Below are 26,596 nucleotides of genomic sequence, written 5' to 3'. Positions count from 1 at the left end.
ACTTCGGAGTGGTCGGCGGTCGGGGTCGGTTCTGCTGAAGACCCCCGAACACACAGGAGCCATTGAATGGCACGCGTTTCCGGTGTTGACATCCCGCGCGAAAAGCGCGTGGAGATCGCACTCACCTACGTCTTCGGTATCGGGCGCACCCGGTCCAAGGAGATCCTCGCCTCCACCGGCGTGAACCCGAACACCCGCGTTCGTGACCTGGCCGAAGAGGACCTCGTCAAGATCCGCGAGTACGTGGACGCCAACCTCCGTACCGAGGGTGACCTCCGCCGCGAGATCCAGGGCGACATCCGCCGCAAGATCGAGATCCAGTGCTACCAGGGTATCCGCCACCGTCGCGGCCTCCCGGTGCACGGTCAGCGCACCAGCACCAACGCGCGTACCCGCAAGGGCCCGCGTCGCGCGATCGCCGGTAAGAAGAAGCCGGGCAAGAAGTAGTCCTGTTCAGCGGTCTTGCGCTGTAGGACCGACCACCTCCCGTAGGAGATTTAGATGCCCCCCAAGGGTCGTCAGGGCGCTGCCAAGAAGGTGCGCCGCAAGGAAAAGAAGAACGTCGCTCACGGGCACGCCCACATCAAGAGCACGTTCAACAACACCATCGTTTCGATCACCGACCCCTCGGGCAACGTGATCTCCTGGGCCTCCGCCGGCCACGTCGGCTTCAAGGGCTCGCGCAAGTCCACCCCCTTCGCCGCGCAGATGGCCGCCGAGTCGGCCGCCCGTCGCGCGCAGGAGCACGGCATGCGCAAGGTTGACGTCTTCGTGAAGGGTCCGGGCTCCGGCCGCGAGACCGCGATCCGCTCCCTCCAGGCCACCGGCCTCGAGGTCGGCTCGATCCAGGACGTCACCCCCACCCCGCACAACGGCTGCCGCCCGCCGAAGCGCCGCCGCGTCTGACGCAGCGGACGCACCTGTGCGTTCTTGAGTGTCCGGGCGGTACGACCCCTTCGGGGGACGTACCGCCCGTACCCTTGCAGTAGCCGTACCCCCGGTACGGCATCCCGTCGGGCGTCAAATAGTGGGCGTCCACGAATGAAGGAACACAGACATGCTTATCGCTCAGCGTCCTTCGCTGACCGAAGAGGTCGTCGACGAGTACCGCTCGCGGTTCGTGATCGAGCCGCTGGAGCCGGGCTTCGGTTACACCCTCGGCAACTCCCTGCGCCGTACGCTCCTGTCCTCCATCCCGGGTGCCGCTGTCACCAGCATCCGCGTGGACGGCGTCCTGCACGAGTTCACCACCGTGCCGGGCGTCAAGGAAGACGTCACCGACATCATCCTCAACATCAAGCAGCTGGTCGTCTCCTCGGAGCACGACGAGCCGGTCGTGATGTACCTGCGCAAGCAGGGTCCCGGTCTGGTCACCGCTGCTGACATCGCGCCCCCGGCCGGTGTCGAGGTGCACAACCCGGACCTGGTCCTCGCCACGCTCAACGGCAAGGGCAAGCTGGAGATGGAGCTGACCGTCGAGCGCGGTCGCGGCTACGTCTCCGCCGTCCAGAACAAGCAGCTGGGCCAGGAGATCGGCCGCATCCCGGTCGACTCCATCTACAGCCCGGTCCTCAAGGTCACCTACAAGGTCGAGGCGACCCGAGTCGAGCAGCGCACCGACTTCGACAAGCTGATCGTCGACGTCGAGACCAAGCAGGCCATGCGCCCGCGCGACGCCATGGCGTCCGCCGGTAAGACCCTGGTCGAGCTGTTCGGTCTGGCGCGCGAGCTCAACATCGACGCCGAGGGCATCGACATGGGCCCGTCCCCGACGGACGCCGCCCTGGCCGCCGACCTGGCGCTGCCGATCGAGGAGCTCGAGCTCACGGTCCGCTCGTACAACTGCCTCAAGCGCGAGGGCATCCACTCCGTGGGTGAGCTCGTCGCCCGCTCCGAGGCCGACCTGCTCGACATCCGCAACTTCGGTGCGAAGTCGATCGACGAGGTCAAGGCGAAGCTGGCCGGCATGGGCCTGGCCCTCAAGGACAGCCCGCCCGGATTCGACCCGACCGCCGCCGCCGACGCCTTCGGCGCCGACGACGACGCGGACGCCGGTTTCGTCGAGACCGAGCAGTACTGATTCACCCCGCCGCCGGCGGCCGAGGTCCGCGGACCGTGGTCGCCGGCCGGGCTTGGAACCAAGACTTTCCCGCGGCATCCGCCTCGGGGGAACTGACACCGGTACCTGACACGGCCGGTGCAGATATGAAGGAGTAACACCATGCCGCGTCCCGCAAAGGGTGCCCGTCTGGGCGGCTCCGCCGCGCACGAGAAGCACCTCCTCGCGAACCTCGCGAAGGCGCTCTTCGAGCACGGCCGCATCACCACCACCGAGGCCAAGGCCCGCCGCCTGCGTCCCTACGCCGAGCGTCTGGTCACCAAGGCCAAGAAGGGCGACATCCACAACCGTCGCCTGGTGCTGCAGACGATCACGGACAAGAGCATCGTGCACACGCTGTTCACCGAGATCGCCCCGCGCTACGAGAACCGCCCCGGTGGTTACACGCGCATCACCAAGATCGGCAACCGTCGTGGCGACAACGCCCCGATGGCCGTGATCGAGCTGGTCGAGGCCCTTACGGTCGCCCAGCAGGCCACCGGTGAGGCCGAGGCCGCCACCAAGCGCGCGGTCAAGGAGGCGGAGGCTGTCGAGACCCCCGCCGAGGAGACCAAGGAGGCCTGATCCTTCGGGATCACGCTTGCTTGAACGGCTCTGAACGGGCCCGCCCCTTCCGGGGCGGGCCCGTTCTGCATATGGGTGATTCTGAGAGGATCGGTCACGTGAGTGACGAGGTGGAGCCCGGGCACGTCCGGGTGCGGCTGGACCTGAGCTACGACGGCAAGGACTTCTCCGGCTGGGCGAAGCAGCGCGTGCTGCGCACCGTCCAGGGCGAGCTGGAGTCGGCCCTGCAGACCGTGATGCGGCTGTCCGAGCCGGTCGAGCTGACCGTGGCCGGGCGCACCGACGCGGGGGTGCACGCCCGCGGACAGGTCGCCCAGTTCGACCTCGCCGAGGAGGTCTGGGCCGAGCACCACGACAAGCTGCTGCGCCGCCTCGCGGGCCGGCTGCCGCACGACGTACGGGTGTGGAAGGTCGCCGAGGCCCCCGAGGGCTTCAACGCGCGTTTCTCGGCCATCTGGCGCCGCTACGCCTACCGCGTCGGCGACCACCAGGGCGGCGTCGACCCGCTGCGCCGAGGGCACGTCCTGTGGCACCAGTGGCCGCTCGACGTGGACGCCATGAACGAGGCCGCCGCCCCGCTGCTCGGCGAGCACGACTTCGCCGCGTACTGCAAGAAGCGCGAGGGCGCCACGACCATCCGTACGCTCCAGCAGCTCAGCTGGGAGCGCGCCGAGGACGGCATCGTCACCGCGACCGTCCGCGCCGACGCCTTCTGCCACAACATGGTCCGCTCGCTGGTGGGCGCCCTGCTGCACGTCGGGGACGGGCACCGGCCCACCGACTGGCCCGGCAGGGTGCTGGCGGCCGGCGTACGGGACTCCTCGGTCCACGTGGTCAAGCCGCACGGGCTGACCCTGGAGGAGGTCGGCTACCCGGCGGACGAGCTGCTGGCCGCCCGCAGCAAGGAAGCGCGCAACATGCGGACCCTGCCGGGCGCCGGCTGCTGCTAATCCGTTTGGGCGGATCGGGGCCCGGCCGGGACAATGCGCGGCATGGGACATCTCGAAGCCAGCCACCTGGAGTACTACCTTCCCGACGGGCGGGTACTGCTCCCCGACGTCTCCTTCCGGGTGGGGGAGGGGTCGGTCGTCGCCCTGGTCGGGGCGAACGGGGCCGGCAAGACCACCCTGCTGAAGCTGATCTCCGGCGAGCTCCAGCCGCACGGCGGCGGAGTGACCATCAGCGGCGGGCTCGGCGTGATGTCGCAGTTCGTGGGCTCCGTACGGGACGAGACGACCGTACGGGACCTGCTGGTCTCCGTGTCCCAGCCGCGGATCCGGGAGGCGGCGAAGGCCGTGGACCGGGCCGAGCAGCTGATCCTCACGGTCGACGACGAGGCCGCGCAGATGGCGTACGCCCAGGCGCTCAGCGACTGGGCCGACGTCCAGGGCTACGAGGCCGAGACCCTGTGGGACGTCTGCACGATGGCCGCGCTGGCCGTCCCGTACGACACCGCGCAGTTCCGCGAGGTGCGCACGCTGTCGGGCGGTGAGCAGAAGCGGCTCGTGCTGGAGGCGCTGCTGCGCGGCCCGGACGAGGTGCTGCTGCTCGACGAGCCGGACAACTACCTCGACGTCCCGGGCAAGCGCTGGCTGGAGGAGCAGCTGAGGGCCACCCGCAAGACGGTGCTCTTCGTCAGCCACGACCGGGAACTGCTCACCCAGGCCTCGGAGAAGATCATCAGCCTTGAGGCGAGCCCGACGGGCAGCGACGTGTGGGTGCACGGCGCCGGCTTCGCGACGTACCACGAGGCCCGCAAGGAGCGCTTCGCGCGCTTCGAGGAGCTCAAGCGGCGCTGGGACGAGGAGCACGCCCGGCTGCGGGCCCTGGTGCTGCGGCTGCGCAATCAGGCCGCGAGCAGCCCCGACATGGCCTCGCGCTACCGGGCGATGCAGACCCGCTTCCAGAAGTTCGAGGAGGCCGGACCGCCGCCCGAGCCGCCGCGCGAGCAGGACATCAAGATGCGGCTCAAGGGCGGGCGTACGGGCGTGCGCGCGCTCACCGTGGAGAACCTGGAGCTCACGGGCCTGATGAAGCCCTTCTCCCTGGAGGTCTTCTACGGGGAGCGGGTCGCGGTGCTCGGCTCGAACGGGTCGGGCAAGTCGCACTTCCTGCGGCTGCTGGCGGGCGAGGACGTCAAGCACACGGGCACCTGGAAGCTGGGCGCACGGGTGGTTCCCGGCCACTTCGCACAGACGCACGCGCACCCGGAGCTGTTCGGCCGCACCCTCGTCGACATCCTGTGGACGGAGGCGGCCAAGCCCCTGGGCCAGGCGATGGGGGCCCTGCGCCGCTACGAGCTGGAGCGCCAGGGCGAGCAGCCCTTCGAGAAGCTCTCGGGCGGCCAGCAGGCACGTTTCCAGATCCTGCTGCTGGAGCTGGCGGGCACGACGGCGCTGCTGCTGGACGAACCGACGGACAACCTGGACCTGGAGTCCGCGGAGGCCCTGCAGGACGGCCTGGAGGCGTACGAGGGCACCGTGCTGTGCGTCACGCACGACCGCTGGTTCGCGCGCACATTTGACCGTTACCTGGTCTTCGGTTCGGACGGTGTTGTGCGGGAGACTCAGGAACCCGTCTGGGACGAACGTAGAGTCGAACGCAAGCGCTAGGGGGAGACCGTCACCCCCTCGGTCGAGTGAGGGGCAGGCGTCGTGGGGCTGCGGCCTAGCATCTGGCTGATGAAGTGGGAGCACCAGAGCACCGGGAACCGGGGGCCCTGGGACCGGGGCGCCGGGAACCGGGCCTCGGGGAGCCGGCTGGTCGACTGGCTGCTGCAGCCGGCCTCCCGGCCCTGGCAGCTGGTCTCCCTCGCGGTGCTCCTCGGGATCGCCGTCTCCACCAGCCTGCGGGCGAACTGGGGCTCCGACAACGCCTTCGTGGTCAAGGCCGCCCAGACGCTGCTGGAGGGCGGTTCCCCGTACGAGGACAAGCGCTTCCTCTACCTGCCCAGTGCCGTGATCATGGCGGTGCCGGAGGCGCTGCTGCCGCGTGAGGTGCTGCGGTGGCTGCTGCCGGTCGGGATGTCGGGGCTGCTCGGCATCGGCTGGCTGGCCGCCCTGCGGTTGTTCTCGGTGCCGTTGCGCTCGCGCTTCGCGGTCGGCGGTTTCGCGGTGTTCGCCCTCGCCTACAAGCCGTACGTGAACCTCGTGCTGATCGGCAACTGGACCGCCATCTCGGTGGCCGCGCTGCCGGTGGCGCTGCTGCTCGCGCACCGGCGCTCGTGGGGCGCGGCCGGGCTGGTGGTGGGGCTCGCGATCGCCTGCAAGCCGATGCTGGTGCCGATCGGGCTGCTCTTCCTGTTCGCGCGCCGGTGGCGGGGGCTGGCCGCGGCGGTGCTGGTGCCGCTCGGGTTCTCGCTGGCCGGTGCGCTGATGATGCCGAGCCCGACGCTGTTCTTCACCAAGACCCTGCCGTTCCTGCTGCAGGGGCAGGACTCCTACGCCCTGCCGTGGGACGCCTCGCCGATCGCCGTGCTGCCGCGGCTGGGGGTCCCGGAGCCGGTGGCGGTGGCCGTGGCCTTCGCGGGGGCCGGAGCCGGGCTGTGGGGCGCCTGGCGGCGCTGGCGGCGGCCGGACCCCGCCGGGGGCGAGGGGGGCGACCAGGGTCAGCTGCGGCTGGTGGAGACCGCCTGCATGGTGATGCTCGCCGCATTCCTGGTCTCCCGTCCCTCCTTCGACCACTACCTCCTGGTGGTGCTGCCGCTGCTGCTGGCGTCGGGGGTGCGGCCCGGCTCGATGCCCCGCTCGCCCTGGTTCTGGCTGGCCCTGACGCCCCAGGTGGCCCTGATCCCGTGGCCCTCCGAGCTGGCCCACAAACGGCGCGCCTTCAAGGACTGCGCCACCCTGTGCGGACTCGCGATTGTGCTGGTGCGTCGTGCGCTGCGCTCCGGGCGGGTTACTCTGGAGCCCGTAACAACTGCGGGGTCCCCACCCAGGACCGAACCGGAGTGCGCCGCGACGCCAGCAGAATCGGCATCGCGGACCGCGTTTTGACCCGTACGGGTTTGCTTGGGTATCCTGCTGGTTTGTTATGCGTATTGGCTTTCTCATTCTCACGTGAAAGGGCCTTGCGCCGGTCCACCGGACCGATGACCAGCAGTTCGCGCGGGTTGCGTCCCCGTTGTGAACGAGGGCTGTCGTGATCGTCCGTGGTGACCCTGTCAGGACCTTCCCGTGGGGCTTTGCGCCCTTGGGATACCACCACTGAAGAAGCGAAGGCATACGCGTGCGTACGTTCAGCCCCAAGCCCGGCGACATCTCGCGCCAGTGGCTCGTCATCGACGCCCAGGACGTTGTCCTCGGCCGTCTGGCGACCCAGGCCGCTGCCCTCCTGCGGGGTAAGCACAAGCCGACTTACGCCCCCCACATGGACATGGGCGACTTCGTCATCATCGTCAACGCCGACAAGGTTCACCTGTCCGGCAACAAGGCGACCCAGAAGATGGCGTACCGCCACTCCGGCTACCCGGGCGGTCTCCGTTCGGTGCGCTACGACGACCTCCTGGCGAACAACCCGGAGAAGGCCGTCGAGAAGGCCATCAAGGGCATGCTCCCCAAGAACACCCTGGGCCGTCAGATGCTCTCGAAGCTGAAGGTCTACTCGGGCGACCAGCACCCCCACGCTGCCCAGCAGCCGGTGCCGTTCGAGATCACCCAGGTCGCGCAGTAGTTCCGGCCACCCCCTAAGACGTAGAAAATTCTGAGGAGCATCGTGGCCGAGACCACCGCCGAGACGACCCCCGTCGACGAGTTCGAGGGCAACGTCGAGGAGTACACCAGCGAGTCCGAGGTTGTCGTCGAGGGCGACTACACCTCCGAGTCCCTTGCCGGCCGCTTCGGCGACCCCCAGCCGGCCGCCGGCCTGGGCCGTCGCAAGAACGCCATCGCCCGCGTCCGGATCGTTCCGGGCACCGGCAAGTGGAAGATCAACGGTCGCACCCTTGAGGACTACTTCCCCAACAAGGTGCACCAGCAGGAAGTCAACGAGCCCTTCAAGCTCCTCGAGCTTGACGGCCGCTACGACGTCATCGCCCGTATCGCGGGTGGCGGCGTCTCCGGTCAGGCCGGCGCCCTGCGCCTCGGCGTGGCCCGTGCGCTGAACGAGGCGGACGTGGACAACAACCGCCCGGCGCTGAAGAAGGCCGGCTTCCTCTCCCGCGATGACCGTGCGGTCGAGCGCAAGAAGGCCGGTCTCAAGAAGGCCCGTAAGGCTCCGCAGTACAGCAAGCGTTAATCTGCGCCTGCTGTTCTGCAACGAAACCGCCCCGGCAGCACTCTCTGTGCTGTCGGGGCGGTTCGTTTACCGCCACAAGCGGCAAATATCTGTCACAAGCGGTCATATGCGAAGCGGAAACTCGGGAGGACAACAGTGGGACGACTCTTCGGGACGGACGGTGTACGCGGCGTTGCCAACGCGGATCTGACGGCGGAGCTCGCGCTCGGCCTCTCCGTGGCGGCTGCCCACGTACTGGCGGAGGCGGGCACCTTCGCGGGCCACCGGGCGACCGCCGTGGTCGGCCGGGATCCCCGTGCCTCCGGCGAATTCCTGGAGGCCGCGGTCGTCGCCGGCCTCGCGAGCGCGGGCGTGGACGTCCTGCGCGTCGGTGTGCTGCCCACCCCGGCGGTGGCGTATCTCACCGGTGCGCTGGGCGCCGACCTCGGCGTGATGCTCTCCGCCAGCCACAACGCCATGCCCGACAACGGCATCAAGTTCTTCGCGCGCGGCGGCCACAAGCTCGCCGACGAGCTGGAGGACCGCATCGAGTCGACCTACGAGGAGCACCGCACCGGTGCCCCCTGGGACCGGCCCACCGGCTCCGGCGTCGGCCGCGTCTCCGACTACACCGAGGGCTTCGACAAGTACGTCGCCCACCTCATCGGGGTCCTCCCCAACCGCCTCGAGGGCCTGAAGGTCGTCCTGGACGAGGCGCACGGCGCGGCCGCGTACGTCTCGCCCGAGGCCTTCACCCGGGCCGGCGCGGAGATCGTCACGATCGGCGCCGAGCCCAACGGCCTCAACATCAACGACGGCTGCGGCTCCACCCACCTCGGCCTGCTCAAGGCGGCCGTGGTCGAGCACGGCGCCGACTTCGGCATCGCGCACGACGGGGACGCGGACCGCTGCCTCGCGGTGGACGGCTCCGGCGAGGAGGTCGACGGCGACCAGATCCTCGCGGTGCTGGCCCTGGCCATGCGCGAGGCCGGCCAGCTGCGCGAGAACACCGTGGTCGGCACCGTGATGTCGAACCTGGGCTTCAAGCTGGCCATGGAGGCCGAGGGCATCCAGGTCGTGCAGACCGGGGTCGGCGACCGGTACGTGCTGGAGTCGATGAAGGAGAACGGCTACGCGCTCGGTGGCGAGCAGTCCGGCCACGTGATCATCCTCGACCACGCGACGACCGGCGACGGCACGCTGACCGGCCTGCTGCTGGCGGCGCGCGTCGCGGCCACCGGCAAGTCCCTCGCCGAGCTGACGGGCGTCATGCAGCGGCTGCCGCAGGTGCTGATCAACGTTCCCGACGTGGACAAGTCCCGCGTCACCACCTCCGCCGAGCTGGCCGCGGCGGTCAACGACGCCGAGCGCGAGCTGGGTACCACGGGCCGGGTGCTGCTGCGTCCGTCCGGTACGGAGCCGCTGGTACGGGTGATGGTCGAGGCCGCCGACATCGAGCAGGCCCGCGCGGTCGCCGGCCGGCTCGCGGACGTCGTGAAGTCCGCGCTCGGCTAGACGACCTAGATCTCAGGGCTGCTGCCCGGCCTGCGTGGCGCACCCGGCTTCCGGATCATCCGGCTCTGCTGGGTGCGCCACAGCAGTTTCCAGCAGATGAGGGTGAGCGTCCCGGCGAGGATGATGCCGCCCAGGTTCAGGGCCAGCTGCACCGCCGAGCCCCACATCTGGGAGAAGTCCCCGTAGCTGAGGGCCACCGCGGCGTTGGCGCCCGCCGGGACGGTGGTGACCGAGATCGCCACGCCCACCAGCGCACCGGCCTTCGCCGAGGTCAGCGACAGCATGCCGGCCACACCGGCGAGCAGCGCCACGACGAAGGAGAACGGGTCGGGCTGCCAGATGAAGCTGGTGTTCGGCCGGGAGTTCTCGAGCATGGCCTCGTGGAAGAGGCCCAGTGCCTCCATCACCAGACTGAAGACCGTCGTCGCCACGATCGCCGCCGCGAAGCCGATCACCAGCGCGGAGAGCGAGCGCAGGGCGAGCCGGTGCCTGCGCTGCACCAGCCCGGTGCAGATGCCGGCGAGCGGGCCGAACTCCGGGCCCACCGCCATGGCGCCCACGATCAGGACCGCGTTGTCCAGGACCACGCCGCAGGCCGCGATCATCGTTGCGATGATCATGAAGGCGGCGTAGGTGATCGTGAGGGTGGATTCCTCGTGCGTCGACTCGGCGAGCTGCTCCCAGACCACCGCGTCGGCGGCCTCGCCCGGGGCCTCCTCCTCGGCCTCGTCGGCGCGCCGGGAGATCGACAGGTCGATGTTCTCGACGGCGATCGAACCGGTCCGGTCGATGCCGAGCGAGCGCATCTCCTGCAGCAGTTCGTCGGCCGCCTCGCGGGCGACGTCGCACAGGACGAGATCGCCCTCGGGGTCGCGGGCGGCGCCGGCCAGGACGACCAGATGCGTGGTTCCGACCGTCCGGTCGATCAGCGCCACCACCTGCTCGGTGAGGTGATGCGGGGTGATCATCCGCAGATGCAGCATTTCCGCACCCTAGCGACTGCGGGCTAGAGCTTGCGGAGGCTCAGCTTCTGCACCTTGTGGTCGGGTCCCTTGCGTACGACGAGGGTGGCCCGGCCGCGGGTGGGCGCCACGTTCTCCAGCAGGTTGGGCCGGTTGATCGTCCGCCACATCGTCTGCGCGTACTCCATGGCCTCCTCCTCGGAGACCTGGGTGTACTTGCGGAAGTAGGAGAAGGGGTTCTGGAAGGCGGTCGCGCGCAGCTTCCGGAAGCGGCCCAGGTACCAGCGCTCGATGTCCTCCGGGCGCGCGTCCACGTACACGCTGAAGTCGAAGTAGTCGGCGAGGGCCACACGGGTGCGGCCGTCCGTGCCGGGGAGGGCCGGCTGGAGCACGTTGAGGCCCTCGACGATGAGGATGTCCGGGCGGCGGACGACGAGCTCCTCACCGGGGACGATGTCGTAGATCAGGTGCGAGTAGACCGGGGCCCGCACCTCGTCCTTGCCGGCCTTGATGTCGGCGACGAAGCGGGTGAGCGCGCGGCGGTCGTAGGACTCCGGGAACCCCTTGCGGGAGGTGAGCCCGCGCCGCTGGAGCTCCTTCATCGGATACAGGAACCCGTCGGTGGTGACCAGCTCCACGCGCGGGTGCTCGGGCCAGCGGGCGAGCAGGGCCTGGAGCAGGCGGGCCACGGTGGACTTGCCGACGGCGACCGAACCGGCGACGCCTATGACGAACGGGGTGCCCTGCTGGGCGCCGTGCCCGTTGCCCGCGTCGCCGAGGAAGGTGTTGAGGGTGCCGCGGAGGTTGCTGGTGGCGCCGACGTAGAGGTTGAGGAGCCGGGAGAGCGGCAGGTAGACGTCGCGGACCTCGTCGAGGTCGATGACGTCGCCGAGGCCGCGCAGCCGCTCCACCTCGTCGGCGGTCAGCGGCAGCGGGGTCCGCTCCCGCAGGGCGCTCCACTCGGCGCGGGTGAGGTCCACGTACGGCGAGACCTCGGGGCCCCGGCGGTGCGCGGGCCGTGTGGGGTGCCCGTCCCGGCCGGTGCGCTCCGGTGCGTCGTCCGGCGTGTTGCTTCGTGGCGGCGAAGTGATCACACCGCCATTGTCGGGGCTCCGGGGCGGTTGTGGGTGGTGGGGTCGGTCACGTGTGCAACGGGGCGCGGGGGCGGATACCGGGCGCTGCCGGGCCGGATCCGCTGTGGTTGTACGCAGAGTGGTTTCGGTTGGAAATGCTTGGGGTCTCGCCCGGGTCACGATTGGCGGCGATGGGCGCCCGGCGTCACGGGGTGATCGCGCGCCCCCGTACATTGTTGATCACCGCAGTCATGCCCACGCCCCGCTTCGGGGGGTGCGGTTCGGGCTGCCCTGCCGTTTTCGTATTCCATGGGGGATTTCTCGTGCGTACCGCTCTTGTCCGTCGTACCGTCCTGGCCGCGTCCGCGGTGTCCCTGGCCCTGCTGGCCACCGCGTGCGGCGGCGAGAAGGCCGACACCAAGGCCGACGCCAAGCCGTCCGAGGCCGCCGCGACGTCGGCCGCCCCGGCCGCCAAGGCGAAGACCACCGCCGAGCTGGCCGGTGTGCTCGTGGTCCAGGCCGACCTGCCGAACCACGTGGTCAAGGCGGCCACCCCGGCCGAGACCGCCGCCGCGGCCGGCGCCAAGAGCGACAAGCCGGAGTGCCAGCCGCTGGTCTCCGCGCAGTCGATGAACCCGGTCGGCACCGCCGCGGGCACCGCCGGTACCAAGGTCGTCGCCAAGGGCAAGGAGCCGGCGGCCGACGCCAGCCCCGAGGACAAGCTCAAGGCCGCGATGGGCGCCCTGGGCGCCACCGCCACCTCGGTCTCCCTCCACTCGTACGAGGGCAAGGGCGCCGCGGAGGCCTTCGCCACCCTCAAGACGGCGGGCACGGCCTGCGCCGGCGGCTACACGGGCAGCCAGGCGGGCGACTCGCTCAAGATCACGAAGGTGGCCCCGGGTGCCGCCGTCACCGCGGGCGACGAGGCCCTCTCGTACACCGTGACGGGTGACGCGGACGGCACGGCGATGGGCATGGAGCTCGTGGTCGTGCGCAAGGGCAACACCCTCGCGACCTTCTCGGCCCTGAGCCTGACCGGCGCCGCCGAGCAGCCGAAGGACGTCGTCGACGTCCAGGTCAAGAAGCTCGGCTGACCCCTTCCCGGGGGACGGACGTCAACCCCGCTCCGGCGCGCACGCCGGGGCGGGGTTTCGTCTTGTTCCGCTACGGGGCAGACTGCCAACCACGGCGTACCCTGCGGCGTATGTGCGGAATTGTGGGTTACGTGGGAGCGCAGTCGGCGCTCGATGTGGTCATCGCCGGACTCAAGCGGCTGGAGTACCGCGGCTACGACTCGGCCGGGGTCGCCGTGCTCGCGGACGGCAGCCTGGCGGCCGTCAAGAAGGCCGGAAAGCTCGTCAATCTGGAGAAGGAACTGGTCGGGCACCCGCTGCCGGCCGGTTCCACGGGACTCGGACACACCCGGTGGGCGACCCACGGCGGGCCCACCGACGCCAATGCCCATCCGCACCTCGACAATTCGGGGCGGGTGGCCGTCGTGCACAACGGCATCATCGAGAACTTCGCCGCGCTCCGCGCCGAACTGGCCGAGCGCGGGCACCGGCTGGAGTCCGAGACCGACACCGAGGTCGTCTCGCACCTGCTGGCCGAGCAGTTCTCGGCGACCGGCGATCTCGCCGAGGCGATGCGGCAGGTGTGCCGGCGCCTGGAGGGCGCGTTCACGCTGGTCGCGGTGCACGCCGACGAGCCGGACGTGGTGGTCGGCGCGCGCCGGAACTCGCCCCTGGTGGTGGGCGTCGGAGAGGGCGAGAACTTCCTCGCCTCGGACGTGGCCGCCTTCATCGCCCACACGCGGTCCGCGATCGAGCTGGGGCAGGACCAGGTCGTCGAGCTGCGCCGCGAGGGCGTCTCGGTGACCAACTTCGACGGCTCGGTCGCGACCGTGCGCGCCTACCACGTGGACTGGGACGCCTCGGCGGCCGAGAAGGGGGGCTATGACTACTTCATGCTCAAGGAGATCGCCGAGCAGCCGAAGGCCGTCGCCGACACCCTCCTGGGCCGGATCGACGCGAGCGGCTCGCTGACCCTGGACGAGGTGCGCATCCCCGTCTCGGTGCTCAGGGAGGTCGACAAGGTCGTGATCGTGGCGTGCGGTACGGCCTATCACGCGGGGATGATCGCGAAGCTGGCCATCGAGCACTGGACCCGCATCCCGTGCGAGACGGAGCTGGCGAGCGAATTCCGCTACCGCGACCCGATCCTGGACCAGCGGACGCTGGTGGTCGCGATCTCGCAGTCCGGCGAGACCATGGACACCCTGATGGCGCTGCGCCACGCACGCGAGCAGGGCGCCAAGGTGCTGGCCATCTGCAACACCAACGGGTCGACGATCCCGCGCGAATCGGACGCCGTGCTCTACACGCACGCCGGCCCCGAGGTGGCCGTCGCCTCGACCAAGGCGTTCCTGACGCAGCTGGTGGCCTGCTACCTGGTCGCCCTGTACCTCGGGCAGGTCCGGGGCACGAAGTGGGGCGACGAGATCGAGGCCGTGATCCGGGAGCTGTCGGACATCGCCGCGGCCGTGGACACCGTACTGGAGACCATGGAGCCCGTACGGCAGCTCGCGCGGTCCCTCGCCGACAAGAACACCGTGCTCTTCCTGGGGCGGCACGTCGGGTACCCGGTGGCGCTGGAGGGCGCGCTCAAGCTCAAGGAGCTGGCGTACATGCACGCCGAGGGCTTCGCGGCGGGCGAGCTCAAGCACGGGCCGATCGCACTGATCGAGAAGGACCTGCCGGTGGTCGTGGTCGTCCCCTCGCCGCGCGGCCGTTCGGTGCTCCACGACAAGATCGTGTCGAACATCCAGGAGATCCGGGCGCGCGGGGCGCGGACCATCGTGATCGCGGAGGAGGGCGACGAGGCGGTCGTCCCGTACGCCGACCACCTGATCCGGATCCCGGCGACGCCGACGCTGCTCCAGCCGCTGGTGGCGACGGTGCCGCTGCAGGTCTTCGCGTGCGAGCTGGCCACGGCGCGCGGCAACGAGGTGGACCAGCCGCGTAACCTCGCCAAGTCGGTGACCGTGGAGTAGTCGGGCAGTGGAGTTGTCGTTGTGATTATCGGCGTCGGGATCGACGTAGCGGAGATCGAGCGGTTCGGCGCGGCGCTGGAGCGCACGCCGAACCTGGCCGGACGGCTGTTCGTCGACGCCGAGTTGACGCTGCCGAGCGGCGAGCGGCGCGGGACCGCCTCGCTCGCCGCACGGTTCGCCGCCAAGGAGGCCCTCGCCAAGGCGCTCGGCGCGCCCGCCGGGCTGCTGTGGACCGACGCCGAGGTGTACGTCGAGGACAGCGGACAGCCGCGGCTGCGGGTGTCCGGGACGGTCGAGGCGCGGGCGCTGGCGCTGGGCGTGAAGTCCTGGCACATCTCGCTCAGCCACGACGCCGGGATCGCCTCCGCCGTGGTGATCGCAGAAGGATAGGGGGCAGTCCGTGCGCACTGCTTACAGCGTGGAGACCGTACGGGCCGCCGAGCGGGAGCTGATGGCCCGGCTCCCCGAGGGCGCCCTGATGCAGCGGGCGGCCGCCGGCCTGGCCGCCGCGTGCGCCGGGCTGCTGCGGCGGACCCGCGGCGGGGTGTACGGGGCCCGGGTCGTCCTGCTCGTCGGCCCCGGGGACAACGGCGGCGACGCGCTGTACGCGGGCGCCCGGCTGGCGCGGCGCGGGGCCGGGGTGACGGCGGTGCCGATGGACCCCGAGCGGATGCACGCGGGCGGGCTGGCCGCGCTGCGGGCCGCCGGGGGACACCTCGCGCGGTCCGTCCCGCAGCGGGCGGACCTCGTACTGGACGGACTGCTCGGGATCGGCGGCAGGGGCGGGCTGCGCCCGGCGGCCGCGGCGCTGGTGGAGCGGATTCCGCCGGGGGTCCCCGTGGTCGCGGTGGACCTGCCGAGCGGGGTGGACGCGGACACCGGGGAGGTGGCGGGGCCGGCCGTCACGGCCGGTGTGACGGTGACCTTCGGGGCGTACAAGCCCGGCCTGCTGATCGACCCGGGGGCCTCGCGGGCGGGCGCGGTGCACCTCGTGGACATCGGGCTGGAGCTGCCCACGCCCCAGGTGGAGGCCCTGCAGCACGCCGACGTGGCGGGGCTGCTGCCCGAGCCGACGGCATCGAGCGACAAGTACCGGCGGGGCGTGGTCGGGATCGTCGCCGGGTCCGCGCAGTACCCCGGAGCGGCGGTGCTGGCCGTGGCCGGAGCACTGCGGGGCGGCGCGGGCGCCGTGCGGTACGTGGGTCCGGCCGCGGAGGCGGTGCTCGCCCGCTACCCCGAGACGCTGATCGGCCCCGGCCGGGTGCAGGCGTGGGTGGTCGGCCCGGGGCTGGGCGAGGGTCGCGCCGGGGAGGTCGCGGAGCTGCTGGCCGGGGACACGGCGGTACTGGTCGATGCCGACGGGCTGCGAGGACTGGACCCGGCGGTGCTGCGGGCGCGGAAGGCCCCGACCCTGCTGACCCCGCACGCGGGGGAGGCCGCGGCGCTGCTGGGCGTGGACCGGGAGTCGGTGGAGGCGGGCCGGCTGGGCGCCGTACGGGCGCTGGCGCAGCGGTACGGGGCGGCGGTGCTGCTGAAGGGCTCGACGACGCTGGTCGCCTCCGACGGCGCGCCCGTCCGGGTGAATCCGACGGGAACCCCGTGGCTGGCCACCGCGGGCAGCGGGGACGTGCTGTCCGGGCTCGCCGGATCCCTCCTGGCGGGCGGGCTGTCCGGCGCGGACGCGGGCTCGGTGGGCGCGTACCTCCACGGCCTGGCGGCCCGCCGGGTCGGGGGCCCGCTCCTGGCCCACCAGGTCGCCGAAGCCCTCCCGGAAGCCTGGCGCGACGTCCGCCGCCCCTGACGCCGCCGAGACGCGCCTTCAGGAACGGGTGTTCGTGCCCGCGGGCAGAGCCCGGGAAACGGTGAACGCGCACCCGGCGGATCGTTCGCCGCGACGCGAGGGAGGAATTGTCCGCCCCTTCGGCCGCCCGCACCAGGGCCGGGCGGGGGTTCTGAGAGACTGGGGGCGATGAACGAGACAGCGACGCGCGTGTACGCCGAGATCGATCTTGACGCCGTACGGGAGAACGTGCGCGCTCTGCGCGAGCGGGCGCCCCGGGCCGAGCTGATGGCCGTGGTCAAGGCGAATGCCTATGGGCACGGGGCCCCGGAATGCGCCAGGGCCGCCCAGGAGGCCGGTGCCACCTGGCTGGGGACGGCCACGCCCGACGAGGCCCTCGCGCTGCGCGCGGCCGGCATCGAGGGCCGCATCCTGTGCTGGCTCTGGACCCCGGGCGGGCCCTGGCGGGAGGCCGTCGAGGCCGATCTGGACGTCGCCGTCAGCGGCATGTGGGCCCTCGACGAGGTGCGCGCGGCCGCCCGCGCGGCGGGCCGTACCGCGCGCATCCAGCTCAAGGCCGACACCGGCCTCGGCCGCAACGGCTGCCAGCCCGCCGACTGGGAGGCACTGGTCGGGGCGGCCGTCGCCGCCCAGGCCGAGGGGACCGTACGGGTCACCGGAGTCTGGTCGCACTTCGCCTGCGCCGACGAGCCCGGGCACCCCTCGATCCAGCTCCAGCTGGCCGCGTTCCGCGACATGCTCGCCTACGCCGAGAAGGAGGGCGTCGAGCCCGAGGTCCGGCACATCGCCAACTCGCCGGCCACCCTCACCCTGCCCGAGTCCCACTTCGACCTGGTGCGCTGCGGACTGGCCGTCTACGGGGTCTCGCCCGCGCCCGAGCTCGGGACCCCGGCCCAGCTGGGCCTGCGGCCCGCGATGACCCTCAAGGCCTCCGTCGCACTGGTCAAGACGGTCCCCGCCGGGCACGGGGTGAGCTACGGCCACCACTACGTCACCGACGCCGAGACGAACCTCGCGCTGATCCCGGCGGGCTACGCCGACGGCATCCCGCGGCAGGCCTCCGGCCTCGGCCCGGTGCTCGTCGGCGGCCGGATCCGCCAGGTCGCCGGACGCGTCGCGATGGACCAGTTCGTGGTCGACTTGGGGGAGGACCACGCCCGCGCCGGTGACGAAGCCGTCATCTTCGGGGACGCGGAACGCGGTGAACCCACCGCCGAGGACTGGGCCCGGGCGGCGCAGACGATCGCGTATGAGATCGTCACCCGTATCGGTGCACGCGTGCCCCGGGTGTACCTGGGCCGCTGAGCGGAGTGAGGACGGCGGCGTGAGCGAGAACTGGCGCAAGGCCGGCTGGGCCGGCGCCGCCATCGGCGTGATAGCCGCGGGTGCGGCGGCCGGTGTCGCGGTCGAACGAATCACCGTCGGGCGCGGCGTGCGGATGAAGGCGCGCCTCGCCCTCGACGCGGCCGGGGACTACGGGTCCCTGCGCGGGACCGAGGGGATCTGCCGGGCCGAGGACGCCACCGAGCTCTACTACGAGGTCGACGAGCTCCCCGAGGACGGCAAGCGGCGGCGGCTGCGCCGCAAGCCCGAGCCCCAGGCCACCGTCGTCTTCTGTCACGGCTACTGCCTCGCCCAGGACTCCTGGCACTTCCAGCGCGCCGCCCTGCGCGGTGTGGTCCGCGCGGTCTACTGGGACCAGCGCAGCCACGGCCGCAGCGCCCGCGGCCTCGCCCAGGCGGACGGCGAGCCGCTGGGCATCGAACAGCTCGGCCGGGACCTCAAGACCGTCATCGACGCCGCCGCCCCCGAGGGGCCGCTGATCCTGGTGGGTCACTCGATGGGCGGAATGACCATCATGGCCTTCGCCGAGCAGTACCCCGAGCTCGTGCGCGACCGCGTCGTCGGGGTGGCCCTGGTCGGGACCTCCAGCGGCCGCCTCGGCGAGGTGACCTACGGGCTGCCCGCCGTCGGCATGGGAGCCGTGCGCCGGCTCCTGCCGGGCGTGCTCAAGGCGCTCGGCTCGCAGGTGGAGCTGGTGGAGAAGGGCCGCCGGGCGACCGCGGACCTGTTCGCCGGCATGATCAAGATGTATTCGTTCGGTTCCCGGGACGTGGATCCCGGCGTCGCGCGGTTCGCGGAACGGCTGATCGAGGCCACGCCCATCGACGTGGTCGCCGAGTTCTACCCGGCCTTCCAGACCCACGACAAGACCTCCGCGCTCCAGCTGTTCGCGGACCTGCCGGTGACCGTCGTCGCCGGGGACAAGGACATGATCACCCCGCCCGCGCACAGCGTGGCCATCAAGGAGGCGCTGCCCGGCGCCGACCTCGTGGTCCTGGAGTCCACCGGGCACCTGATGATGCTGGAACGCCCGGAGACCGTGACGCGGCTGCTCACCGAGCTGCTGGCGCGCACCGGGGCGGTGGCGGTCCCCGCAGCGACTAACGTTGGCGGGCATGGAAGAAGTACCGCTGGAAGCACAGCGCAGCCAGGCACCGGCACCTGAGGCCGCGGCCGGCACGGAGACCCGGATCACCGTCGATTCCCCGGACGCGATGCAGGAACTGGGCCGCAGGATCGCCGCCCTGCTGCGCCCCGGTGACCTCGTCCTGCTGACCGGCGAGCTGGGCGCGGGCAAGACCACGCTCACCCGGGGCCTCGGTGAGGGCCTGGGCGTGCGGGGGGCCGTGACCTCGCCGACCTTCGTGATCGCCCGCGTGCACCCCTCGCTGACCGGTGGACCGGCGCTGGTGCACGTGGACGCGTACCGGCTCGGCGGCGGGCTGGACGAGATGGAGGACCTGGACCTCGACGTCTCGCTGCCCGAGTCCGTGATCGTCGTGGAGTGGGGCGACGGCAAGGTGGAGGAGCTCTCCGACGACCGGCTGCACGTGGTGATCGCCCGGGCGGTCGGCCACGAGGAGGTCCTGGACGATGTACGGGAGGTCTCGGTGCGCGGGATCGGGACGCGCTGGGGCGCCGGTGCCGGGCTGGATGCCCTGGCCGGGGTCCTCTCGGAGTAAACGTACCGACAACTCGTCGGCAAGATATTGCGCTGTCGGCAGCACTCGTGGTGACATGGTACCGAGAGTTTCTTAGGTATGCCTAAGTACGGTGTCCCGGGTCCAGGAGGCAGCCATGTCGGCACCAGCAGGAGCACATCGCGAACCCCGCCCGTCCACCGTCTCCATGTGGACGCTCCTCGCTGCCGGCGCGGCCGCCACCGCCGTCTCGACGCCTCCCGCGCGGGAGTGCGCGGCGGGCACGGGCGGGCCGGCGGAGGGCGCGCGCGAAGAGGCCGCCCCGGAATCCGAAGCGGCCTAGTCCTGGTCCTGGTTCCGGACCCCGGCGGTCCTCGCCGACCCGTGTCGCGTCACCCGGTTGGGTGAAAGAGCGGGGGATCCGTCGGAGGGGTCCGTCAGGGAACGACGACGACCTTCGAGCCGATCGTCGCGAAGGCCCACATCGCGTCCCCGTCGGCACGGGCCATGCGGATGCCGCCGGTCTTCTTGTTCGGGTCGGGCTCCGGCGTCGCGCCGTCCGTGCGGGCGCTGAAACCGACCGCCACACCCTCCGCGGTGGCGAACCGGACGACGTGCTCGATCGGCACCCCGTCCGAACCGGTCACCGAACCCGAGCGCGAACCGACCGCGTAACTGCCCGCCTTCGGGTGCACCGTGCTCGGCATCACCGGGAACGACTTCGGCGGCTGCGCGGGGTCGCCCACCAGCCACACCCGCTTCTGGCCCACCGAGTACACGACGCGGATCCCGGTGCCGGAGCCCTCGGGCACGGGCGCCGGCTTCGCCGGGTCCTGCTTGGCGGCCTGACTCGCGGCGGGGGCCGGTTCCTGCGCGGCCGCCTTCGGCGGGAGCGCGGGCGCCGTGGCGGAGGCCTGGTAACCGAGGAAGCCGACGGCGGCGATTGCCGCGGCGGTGAGCCCGGCCACGATTCCCGAGCTGCTGCGTGCCACCTTGCTCCACCTCTCCGCACTGACTGGTACCACGTCCGGATACCCCCGTCGAAAGGTAGCAGCCACCCTGCTCCGAGACCGGCCGCAAGGGGCCCGGCCGCCGGAGTCGTAGGCTGTTCGCGTGCTCTTGCTCGCCGTAGATACCGCCACGCCCGCCGTCACCGTCGCCCTGCACGACGGTGAGTCCGTCGTCGCCGAGTCGAACCAGGTCGACGCCCGCCGCCACGGGGAGCTCCTGCTGCCCTCCGTGGACAAGGTCCTCGCCGAGGCCGGGGTCAAGCTCGAAGCCGTCACCGGCGTCGTCGTCGGCGTCGGCCCCGGCCCCTACACGGGGCTGCGCGTCGGCCTCGTCACCGCCTCCACCTTCGCCGCCGTGCTGGGCGTGCCCGTCCACGGCCTGTGCACGCTCGACGGCCTCGCCTACGCAGCCGGGACCGCCGGGATCGAGGGCCCCTTCACCGTCGCCACCGACGCGCGGCGCAAGGAGGTCTACTGGGCCCGGTACGAGGACCCGCGCACGCGCGTCGGCGAGCCCTCCGTGGACCGCCCGGCCGACATCGCCGAGCAGGTCGCGGGCGTGCCCGCGGTGGGCCAGGGCGCGCTCCTCTACCCCGAGGTGTTCCCGGACGCGCGGGGCCCCGAGCACCAGTCCGCCGCCGCGCTCGCCTCGCTGGCCGCGGAACGACTGGCGGCGGGCCTGGAGTTCCTGCCTCCGACCCCGCTCTACCTGCGCCGGCCCGACGCCCAGGTACCCAAGAACTACAAGGTGGTCACCCCGCAGTGACATCCCACACGCTGCGCGAGATGCGCTGGTGGGACATCGGGCCCGTGCTGGAACTGGAGCACGAGCTGTTCCCCGAGGACGCCTGGTCCGCGGGGATGTTCTGGTCCGAACTCGCCCACGCCCGCGGCCCGCAGGCCACGCGCCGCTACATCGTGGCCGAGGACGCGGCGGGCCGCCTGGTCGGCTACGCCGGACTGGCCGCCGTCGGCGACCTCGCCGACGTACAGACCATCGCGGCCGCCCGCGACCAGTGGGGGACCGGGCTCGGCGCCCGGCTCCTGACCGACCTGCTGCGCGCCGCCACCGCGTTCGAGTGCGCCGAGGTGCTGCTGGAGGTACGTGTGGACAACACCCGTGCCCAGAAGCTCTACGAGCGCTTCGGCTTCGAGCCCATCGGCTTCCGGCGCGGCTACTACCAGCCCGGCAACGTCGACGCGCTCGTCATGCGACTGACCGACCCCGCACAAGCACGAACTGAGAGCAGTGAGAGCAATGGCTGACGAACCGCTCGTCCTCGGCATCGAGACCTCCTGCGACGAGACCGGCGTCGGCGTCGTCCGCGGCACCACCCTGCTCGCGGACGCGATCGCGTCGAGCGTCGACGAGCACGCGCGCTTCGGCGGCGTCGTGCCCGAGGTGGCCTCGCGGGCCCACCTGGAGGCGATGGTCCCCACCATCGAACGCGCCCTGAAGGAGGCCGGGGTCAGCGCCCGCGACCTCGACGGCATCGCCGTCACGGCCGGACCGGGTCTCGCGGGCGCGCTGCTCGTGGGCGTCTCGGCGGCCAAGGCCTACGCGTACGCGCTCGGCAAGCCGCTGTACGGGGTGAACCACCTGGCCTCCCACATCTGCGTGGACCAGCTGGAGCACGGGCCGCTGCCGGAGCCGACGATGGCCCTGCTCGTGTCCGGCGGTCACTCCTCGCTGCTGCTGGCCCCCGACATCACCTCCGACGTACGGCCGCTCGGCGCGACCATCGACGACGCGGCGGGCGAGGCCTTCGACAAGATCGCGCGCGTGCTCCAGCTGGGCTTCCCCGGCGGCCCGGTCATCGACCGGCTCGCGCGCGAGGGCGACCCGAAGGCGATCAACTTCCCGCGCGGGCTGACGGGCCCGCGCGACGCCGCGTACGACTTCTCCTTCTCCGGGCTGAAGACGGCCGTCGCCCGCTGGATCGAGGCGAAGCGGAACGCGGGCGAGGACGTACCGGTGCGCGATGTGGCGGCGTCCTTCCAGGAGGCCGTGGTGGACGTGCTGACGCGCAAGGCGATCCGGGCGTGCAAGGACGAGGGCGTCGACCACCTGATGATCGGCGGCGGCGTGGCTGCCAATTCCCGGCTGCGCTCGCTCGCCCAGGAGCGGTGCGACGCCGCGGGGATCGTACTGCGCGTGCCGCGGCCGAAGCTGTGCACGGACAACGGCGCGATGGTGGCGGCGCTGGGTGCGGAGATGGTCAAGCGGAACCGGCCCGCATCCGACTGGGACCTGTCGGCGGACTCCTCGCTGCCGGTGACGGACCCGCACGTGCCGGGGACCGCGCACGACCACGACCACGACTCCGGGCACGGCCACGGACACGGACACGGTCACACCCACGATCACGACCACGTGCACGAACTCAGCAAGGACAACCTGTACTCGTGAGCACCGTCGCGCTGATGTGGGAGGCCCGGGCCGCCGACGGCCGGGGCAACGAACTGCTGGAATGGGCCCGCTCCCGGGTCCTCGCCCGGGAGCCGGTGCGCCGCGAGGTGTTCCGCGCCCAGCAGGACCGGGTGCTCGTGATCACCTGGTGGGAGGCCGCCGAGGGTGTGGCGGCGGACCTCCCCGAGCTGCCCGAGCCCGCGGCCGACCTGATCACGCGGGCGGTCCACCGCTGGCGGTTCGAATCGGTGGAGGTCGAAGAAGGCTGACCACCCGGCCGGGGGCACACCGGTCCGGCGCCGCACCGGCCCGATCCGCGCCGCCGGGCGGGGGACTGCCCGACCTGCGCTACCGGTCCGGCACCTCACCCGACCCGCGCCGCCGCCCCCGGCACCTCACCCGACCCGGCATCGCACCGGCACGCGCCGCCGGACCGGCATCACGCCGGCCCGCGCGGCCCGGCACGTCACTGCCCGACCCGCGCAGCCCGGCACGTCACCCGCCGGGCGTCGCCGCAGGCGGTACGGCAGGCGGTACGGCGGGCGGTACCGCCGGCGCGCCGATCAGCATCGAGGGGGCTCCCGCCACCCGGGTCAGGAAGACGGTCGCGGAGTTCGGCCCCTGCGGCTTGACCTTCCTGCGCAGTTCCTCGGGCTCGATCGCCGAGCCGCGCTTCTTCACGGTCAGGATCCCGACCCCGCGCTCGCGCAGCAGCGCCTTCAGCTTCTTCAGGCCGAAGGGCAGCACGTCGGTGATCTCGTACGCCGTCGCGTACGGCGTCGCGCGCAGCTCGTCTGCGGTGATGTAGGCGATGGTCGGGTCGATCAGCCGCCCGTCCAGCTGCCCGGCGACCTCGGCGACCAGGTGGGCGCGGATGACGGCGCCGTCCGGCTCGTAGAGCCAGCGGCCGACCGGTCCGGCCGCCGGATCGGGCAGGGGATCGGCGGTCTGCAGCGCGCGCGGCCCGGGGAGCAGGGTGGCGCGCACGGTCCCCGGCGCGGTCCCGAACCAGAGCACGGCCTCCTTGACGTCCCCCTGGTCGGAGATCCACTCGGCCTCGGCCTCGGCAGGCACGGCCTCGTGCGGGATCCCGGGGGCGATCTTGATGGCGGCGTGCTTCGCGGCCCGGGCCGTCTCCACCGCCCACGACAGCGGCGGCGAGTACGACTCGGGGTCGAAGATCCGGCCGCGCCCCCCGCGCCGGGCCGGGTCGATGAAGACGGCGTCGTAGCCGGAGGTGTCCACCTCGGTCACGTCCGCCTCCCGGACCTCGATCAGGTCCGCCAGACCCAGCGCCTCGGCGTTGGCCCGCGCGACGGCGGCGGTGAGCGGGTCGTGGTCCACCGCGAGGACCCGGATGCCGAGCCGGGCCAGGGCCAGGGCGTCCCCGCCGATGCCGCAGCACAGGTCCGCGAGGCTGCGTACGCCGAGGGCCGCGAGCCGCTCGGCCCGGTACGAGGCCACGGACGCGCGGGTGGCCATCTCGCCGCCGCCGGGCGTGAAGTACATCCGGAAGGCGTCCTCCGCACCGAACTTCGCCACCGCGCGCTGCCGCAGCCGGGCCTGCCCGAGCGCGGCGGAGACCAGAGCCGCGGGGTGCTCGCGGCGCAGCCGGGTGGCGACGGCCAGCTCCTGGGCCGGGTCGTAGTCGCGGAGCGAGTCGAGGAGGGCGCGGCCCTCGGGGGTGAGGAGCGCGGCGAAGTCTTCGGGGGTCACGCGTCCATTGTCGGCGACGGGCCGGCCCGGGGGCGGCGCGGGCGGGACCGGAGGAGGATGGGGAGGGGGTGGGGGAACGGGTCCCGCGGTGGACGGTGTGGGCCAGTCGAAGGAAGGTGACACCGCGTTCGCGGGTGTCTTCCCGGTAGCCCGTGTGTCGGGTGCCAGGATGCGCTGCTATGCAGCTAGTACGACAAAAGGAACATAACTCGCAACAGGGTCACCGGTACGCGGCAGGTCCGCGCGGCCGGTTCGGGGTGGCCGTGGCAGCCCTGCTCGTCGCCGCGCTCGGGACGGCGTGCGGCTCCGGGAGTTCCGGGCCGGACGCGGCCGAGAAGGCGAAGGCCGCCAAGGCCGCGGAGGCGGGCGCCGCGGGCGCGCTCAGCGCCGCCGAGAAGGCCAAGGCCGCCCAGCAGGCGCGCATCGTCGCGGCGAAGAAGTGGGGACTGCGCAAGACCCCGCTCGCCGCCCCGCCGGCGCCCAAGGAGAAGCCCGAGATCACCACGCGCGACGGATTCGAGGTGGAGGACCAGGAGGAGTACCCGGCCGTCTTCACCACCGTCCCGACCGAGGACAAGGTCGTCTTCCTGACGATCGACGACGGCTCGGAGAAGGACCCCGAGTTCCTGAAGATGATGCAGGAGCTGAAGATCCCGTACACGGCCTTCCTCAGCGACTACGTCGTACGGGACAACTACCCGTACTTCAAGCAGATGCAGGCCGCGGGCGTCACCCTGAACAACCACACGCTCAACCACCGGTACATGCCGGGCCTGTCGTACGAGCAGCAGCGCCAGGAGATCTGCGGCCAGCAGGACACGATCCAGAAGGAGTTCGGCAAGCGGCCGACGCTCTTCCGGCCGCCGTACGGCAACTACAACCAGGACACGCTGCGCGCGGCGAAGTCCTGCGGCATCAAGGCGGTCCCGCTGTGGAACGCGGAGGCGTTCACCAACCGGATGGACTACCGGGAATGGGACCGCGATCTGCACCCCGGTGACATCATCCTCACTCACTTCCGCGGCAAGGAGGACTGGAAGGGCACGATGCCTGACATGATCCGTCATGTCATGAAGACCGTCACGGACAAGGGGTATGCCGTGGCTCGCCTGGAGGATTATCTGTGAAGCACGCGCGCCGGTTGGTAGCCGGAACGCTGGCGGCCGGCGCGCTCGCGCTGTCCCTGACGGGGTGCGGGGACAGCGCGGCCCCCACGGAACGCCTGGCACGCAAGACGGCGGAGGCGACACCGGAGGCCGGTGGCGCCACGCCGTCGACGGGCAGGTCCACGGCGCCGCCGGCGTCACCGGCGCCGGGAGGCGCATCCGACGAGGCGTACAAGAAATGGGGCCTGACGGCCCCCCTCCAGTACGCGCCCAAGCCCGCCCAGAAACCGCAGATCCCGAAGCCCGGCCCGGGCAAGGTCCCGGTGATAGACCGAATACCCGTGCCGGCCGGGGAGAAAATAGTCTTCCTGACCTTCGACGACGGCGCGGAGAAGGACCCCGAGTTCCTGAAGATGGCGGCCGACCTCAAGCTGCCGATCAGCATGTTCCTGACGGACAGTGTGGCCTCGTCGGACTACGGGCACTTCGAGAAGCTCCGCGACAACGGCTCGGCGAGCACGATAAACAACCACACGCTGACGCACCCGAACCTACGGACCCTCTCCTTCGAGGGGCAGAAGAAGGAGATATGCGGCCAGCAGGAACGGCTGGAGAAGCGCTTCGGCCAGCGCCCGCCGCTCTTCCGCCCGCCCTTCGGCAACTACAACGACGACACCCTCCGGGCAGCCTCGGAGTGCGGTGTCTCGTCGGTGGTCCTGTGGCGGGTGTCGATGCAGATCAACAACTTCCAGTACGCCCAGGGCTCCGCCCTGCAGCCCGGGGACATCGTCCTGGCCCACTTCCGCGGCCCCGGTGAACTCAAGGGCACGACGGAAACGCAGATGACGACGCGCATGCTCCAGCGCATCCAGGAGCAGGGCTACAGCATCGGGCGGCTGGAGGACTACTTGTAGGGGTGGGGGCTTCGGGGGCGGGAGCGGGGCTTTCGGTGGGGCGGTGGTCAGGGATGTGTATGGGGGTTTCCCGGCAGTCTTCGTCTCTCCGTGTCGGGCCGGCCCCTCAAGGGCGCTCGTTCCTCGCGTCGCTGCGCGATGGCCTTCGGCCACCCT

General features: G+C 71.6%; 28 protein-coding genes. 24 read left to right on the top strand and 4 right to left on the bottom strand.

The annotated features are described in order from the left end of the window. Positions 1-66: 66 nt before the first annotated feature. From rpsM to glmM, 10 genes are all read left to right on the top strand, one after another. Positions 67-447, top strand: coding sequence for a 30S ribosomal protein S13 (gene rpsM, locus ACWGE1_RS08845; protein ID WP_007265919.1), 381 nt, complete (start codon positions 67-69; stop codon positions 445-447). A gap of 54 nt (positions 448-501) precedes the next feature. Further along, positions 502-906 (top strand): 30S ribosomal protein S11, encoded by a 405-nt coding sequence (gene rpsK / locus ACWGE1_RS08840; RefSeq protein ID WP_003956432.1) that lies wholly within the window; start codon positions 502-504, stop codon positions 904-906. Between the two features lie 151 nt (positions 907-1,057). Continuing rightward, positions 1,058-2,080, top strand: a complete 1,023-nt coding sequence (locus ACWGE1_RS08835; protein WP_007265920.1) for a DNA-directed RNA polymerase subunit alpha — start codon at positions 1,058-1,060, stop codon at positions 2,078-2,080. Between the two features lie 141 nt (positions 2,081-2,221). Continuing rightward, positions 2,222-2,683: a 50S ribosomal protein L17 gene (gene rplQ / locus ACWGE1_RS08830; protein ID WP_030154710.1), complete on the top strand. Its 462-nt coding sequence runs from the start codon at positions 2,222-2,224 to the stop codon at positions 2,681-2,683. Between the two features lie 98 nt (positions 2,684-2,781). Continuing rightward, positions 2,782-3,633: a tRNA pseudouridine(38-40) synthase TruA gene (gene truA / locus ACWGE1_RS08825; protein ID WP_453419849.1), complete on the top strand. Its 852-nt coding sequence runs from the start codon at positions 2,782-2,784 to the stop codon at positions 3,631-3,633. Positions 3,634-3,666: 33 nt separating this feature from the next. Beyond that, positions 3,667-5,295, top strand: coding sequence for an ATP-binding cassette domain-containing protein (locus ACWGE1_RS08820; RefSeq protein ID WP_453419848.1), 1,629 nt, complete (start codon positions 3,667-3,669; stop codon positions 5,293-5,295). Between the two features lie 69 nt (positions 5,296-5,364). Continuing rightward, a complete protein-coding gene (locus ACWGE1_RS08815; RefSeq protein WP_453419847.1) occupies positions 5,365-6,678 on the top strand; it encodes a glycosyltransferase family 87 protein in 1,314 nt (437 codons plus the stop codon). Positions 6,679-6,910: 232 nt separating this feature from the next. After that, the gene (gene rplM, locus ACWGE1_RS08810; protein ID WP_073912858.1) at positions 6,911-7,354 is read left to right on the top strand and encodes a 50S ribosomal protein L13; all 444 of its coding nucleotides are present in this window, start codon (positions 6,911-6,913) and stop codon (positions 7,352-7,354) included. A 42-nt stretch (positions 7,355-7,396) separates the two neighbouring features. Next, on the top strand, positions 7,397-7,918 hold the full coding sequence (rpsI, locus tag ACWGE1_RS08805; protein ID WP_189733342.1) for a 30S ribosomal protein S9: 522 nt from the start codon (positions 7,397-7,399) through the stop codon (positions 7,916-7,918). Positions 7,919-8,053: 135 nt separating this feature from the next. Then, on the top strand, positions 8,054-9,412 hold the full coding sequence (gene glmM, locus ACWGE1_RS08800; RefSeq protein ID WP_453419846.1) for a phosphoglucosamine mutase: 1,359 nt from the start codon (positions 8,054-8,056) through the stop codon (positions 9,410-9,412). A gap of 5 nt (positions 9,413-9,417) precedes the next feature. Here the strand turns inward: glmM and ACWGE1_RS08795 are convergent, their stop codons facing one another. Continuing rightward, positions 9,418-10,395, bottom strand: coding sequence for a DUF389 domain-containing protein (locus ACWGE1_RS08795; protein WP_453419845.1), 978 nt, complete (start codon positions 10,393-10,395; stop codon positions 9,418-9,420). Positions 10,396-10,418: 23 nt separating this feature from the next. After that, the gene (coaA, locus tag ACWGE1_RS08790; RefSeq protein ID WP_453419866.1) at positions 10,419-11,354 is read right to left on the bottom strand and encodes a type I pantothenate kinase; all 936 of its coding nucleotides are present in this window, start codon (positions 11,352-11,354) and stop codon (positions 10,419-10,421) included. 416 nt (positions 11,355-11,770) lie between these two features. Between coaA and ACWGE1_RS08785 the strand changes: the two genes are divergently transcribed. From ACWGE1_RS08785 to ACWGE1_RS08750, 8 genes are all read left to right on the top strand, one after another. Then, the gene (locus ACWGE1_RS08785) at positions 11,771-12,541 is read left to right on the top strand and encodes a hypothetical protein (protein WP_453419844.1); all 771 of its coding nucleotides are present in this window, start codon (positions 11,771-11,773) and stop codon (positions 12,539-12,541) included. A 110-nt stretch (positions 12,542-12,651) separates the two neighbouring features. Further along, positions 12,652-14,499: a glutamine--fructose-6-phosphate transaminase (isomerizing) gene (gene glmS, locus ACWGE1_RS08780; protein WP_453419843.1), complete on the top strand. Its 1,848-nt coding sequence runs from the start codon at positions 12,652-12,654 to the stop codon at positions 14,497-14,499. 21 nt (positions 14,500-14,520) lie between these two features. Further along, entirely contained in the window at positions 14,521-14,889 is a 369-nt protein-coding gene (locus ACWGE1_RS08775) for a holo-ACP synthase (RefSeq protein WP_327736912.1), read from the top strand. Positions 14,890-14,899: 10 nt separating this feature from the next. Continuing rightward, positions 14,900-16,300 (top strand): NAD(P)H-hydrate dehydratase, encoded by a 1,401-nt coding sequence (locus tag ACWGE1_RS08770; RefSeq protein ID WP_453419842.1) that lies wholly within the window; start codon positions 14,900-14,902, stop codon positions 16,298-16,300. A gap of 168 nt (positions 16,301-16,468) precedes the next feature. After that, positions 16,469-17,605 carry an alanine racemase gene (gene alr, locus ACWGE1_RS08765; protein ID WP_453419841.1) on the top strand — a complete coding sequence of 379 codons (1,137 nt, stop codon included), beginning with the start codon at positions 16,469-16,471 and terminating at the stop codon, positions 17,603-17,605. After that, positions 17,550-18,809 carry an alpha/beta fold hydrolase gene (locus ACWGE1_RS08760; protein WP_453419840.1) on the top strand — a complete coding sequence of 420 codons (1,260 nt, stop codon included), beginning with the start codon at positions 17,550-17,552 and terminating at the stop codon, positions 18,807-18,809. Before alr ends, ACWGE1_RS08760 begins: the two co-directional genes overlap by 56 nt. Further along, the gene (tsaE, locus tag ACWGE1_RS08755) at positions 18,760-19,326 is read left to right on the top strand and encodes a tRNA (adenosine(37)-N6)-threonylcarbamoyltransferase complex ATPase subunit type 1 TsaE (RefSeq protein ID WP_453419839.1); all 567 of its coding nucleotides are present in this window, start codon (positions 18,760-18,762) and stop codon (positions 19,324-19,326) included. Before ACWGE1_RS08760 ends, tsaE begins: the two co-directional genes overlap by 50 nt. A gap of 115 nt (positions 19,327-19,441) precedes the next feature. Then, positions 19,442-19,627 carry a hypothetical protein gene (locus ACWGE1_RS08750; RefSeq protein ID WP_453419838.1) on the top strand — a complete coding sequence of 62 codons (186 nt, stop codon included), beginning with the start codon at positions 19,442-19,444 and terminating at the stop codon, positions 19,625-19,627. A 94-nt stretch (positions 19,628-19,721) separates the two neighbouring features. Here the strand turns inward: ACWGE1_RS08750 and ACWGE1_RS08745 are convergent, their stop codons facing one another. Next, positions 19,722-20,276: a hypothetical protein gene (locus ACWGE1_RS08745; RefSeq protein ID WP_453419837.1), complete on the bottom strand. Its 555-nt coding sequence runs from the start codon at positions 20,274-20,276 to the stop codon at positions 19,722-19,724. Between the two features lie 121 nt (positions 20,277-20,397). Between ACWGE1_RS08745 and tsaB the strand changes: the two genes are divergently transcribed. Genes tsaB through ACWGE1_RS08725 form a run of 4 tightly spaced genes read left to right on the top strand, consistent with a single transcriptional unit; the run spans position 20,398 to position 22,973 of the window. Further along, positions 20,398-21,060 carry a tRNA (adenosine(37)-N6)-threonylcarbamoyltransferase complex dimerization subunit type 1 TsaB gene (tsaB, locus tag ACWGE1_RS08740; protein ID WP_453419836.1) on the top strand — a complete coding sequence of 221 codons (663 nt, stop codon included), beginning with the start codon at positions 20,398-20,400 and terminating at the stop codon, positions 21,058-21,060. Between the two features lie 20 nt (positions 21,061-21,080). Then, the gene (gene rimI / locus ACWGE1_RS08735) at positions 21,081-21,560 is read left to right on the top strand and encodes a ribosomal protein S18-alanine N-acetyltransferase (RefSeq protein ID WP_453419865.1); all 480 of its coding nucleotides are present in this window, start codon (positions 21,081-21,083) and stop codon (positions 21,558-21,560) included. After that, entirely contained in the window at positions 21,553-22,704 is a 1,152-nt protein-coding gene (gene tsaD, locus ACWGE1_RS08730) for a tRNA (adenosine(37)-N6)-threonylcarbamoyltransferase complex transferase subunit TsaD (protein ID WP_453419835.1), read from the top strand. The genes rimI and tsaD overlap by 8 nt, the downstream gene beginning before the upstream one ends. After that, complete coding sequence (locus ACWGE1_RS08725) at positions 22,701-22,973, top strand: hypothetical protein (protein WP_453419834.1); 273 nt, start codon at positions 22,701-22,703, stop codon at positions 22,971-22,973. Before tsaD ends, ACWGE1_RS08725 begins: the two co-directional genes overlap by 4 nt. A 226-nt stretch (positions 22,974-23,199) precedes the next feature. On the opposite strand, the gene ACWGE1_RS08720 is transcribed toward ACWGE1_RS08725, so the two are convergent. After that, positions 23,200-24,420 carry a class I SAM-dependent methyltransferase gene (locus ACWGE1_RS08720; protein WP_453419833.1) on the bottom strand — a complete coding sequence of 407 codons (1,221 nt, stop codon included), beginning with the start codon at positions 24,418-24,420 and terminating at the stop codon, positions 23,200-23,202. 257 nt (positions 24,421-24,677) lie between these two features. Between ACWGE1_RS08720 and ACWGE1_RS08715 the strand changes: the two genes are divergently transcribed. Next, positions 24,678-25,547, top strand: a complete 870-nt coding sequence (locus ACWGE1_RS08715; protein ID WP_453419864.1) for a polysaccharide deacetylase family protein — start codon at positions 24,678-24,680, stop codon at positions 25,545-25,547. Further along, the gene (locus tag ACWGE1_RS08710; protein ID WP_453419832.1) at positions 25,544-26,440 is read left to right on the top strand and encodes a polysaccharide deacetylase family protein; all 897 of its coding nucleotides are present in this window, start codon (positions 25,544-25,546) and stop codon (positions 26,438-26,440) included. The genes ACWGE1_RS08715 and ACWGE1_RS08710 overlap by 4 nt, the downstream gene beginning before the upstream one ends. Positions 26,441-26,596: the final 156 nt, after the last annotated feature.

The sequence above is a fragment of the Streptomyces sp. NPDC054932 genome (assembly GCF_053610205.1).
Note: the sequence above shows the minus strand (reverse complement) of the source record. Positions and strands in the feature narration are given on the sequence as shown.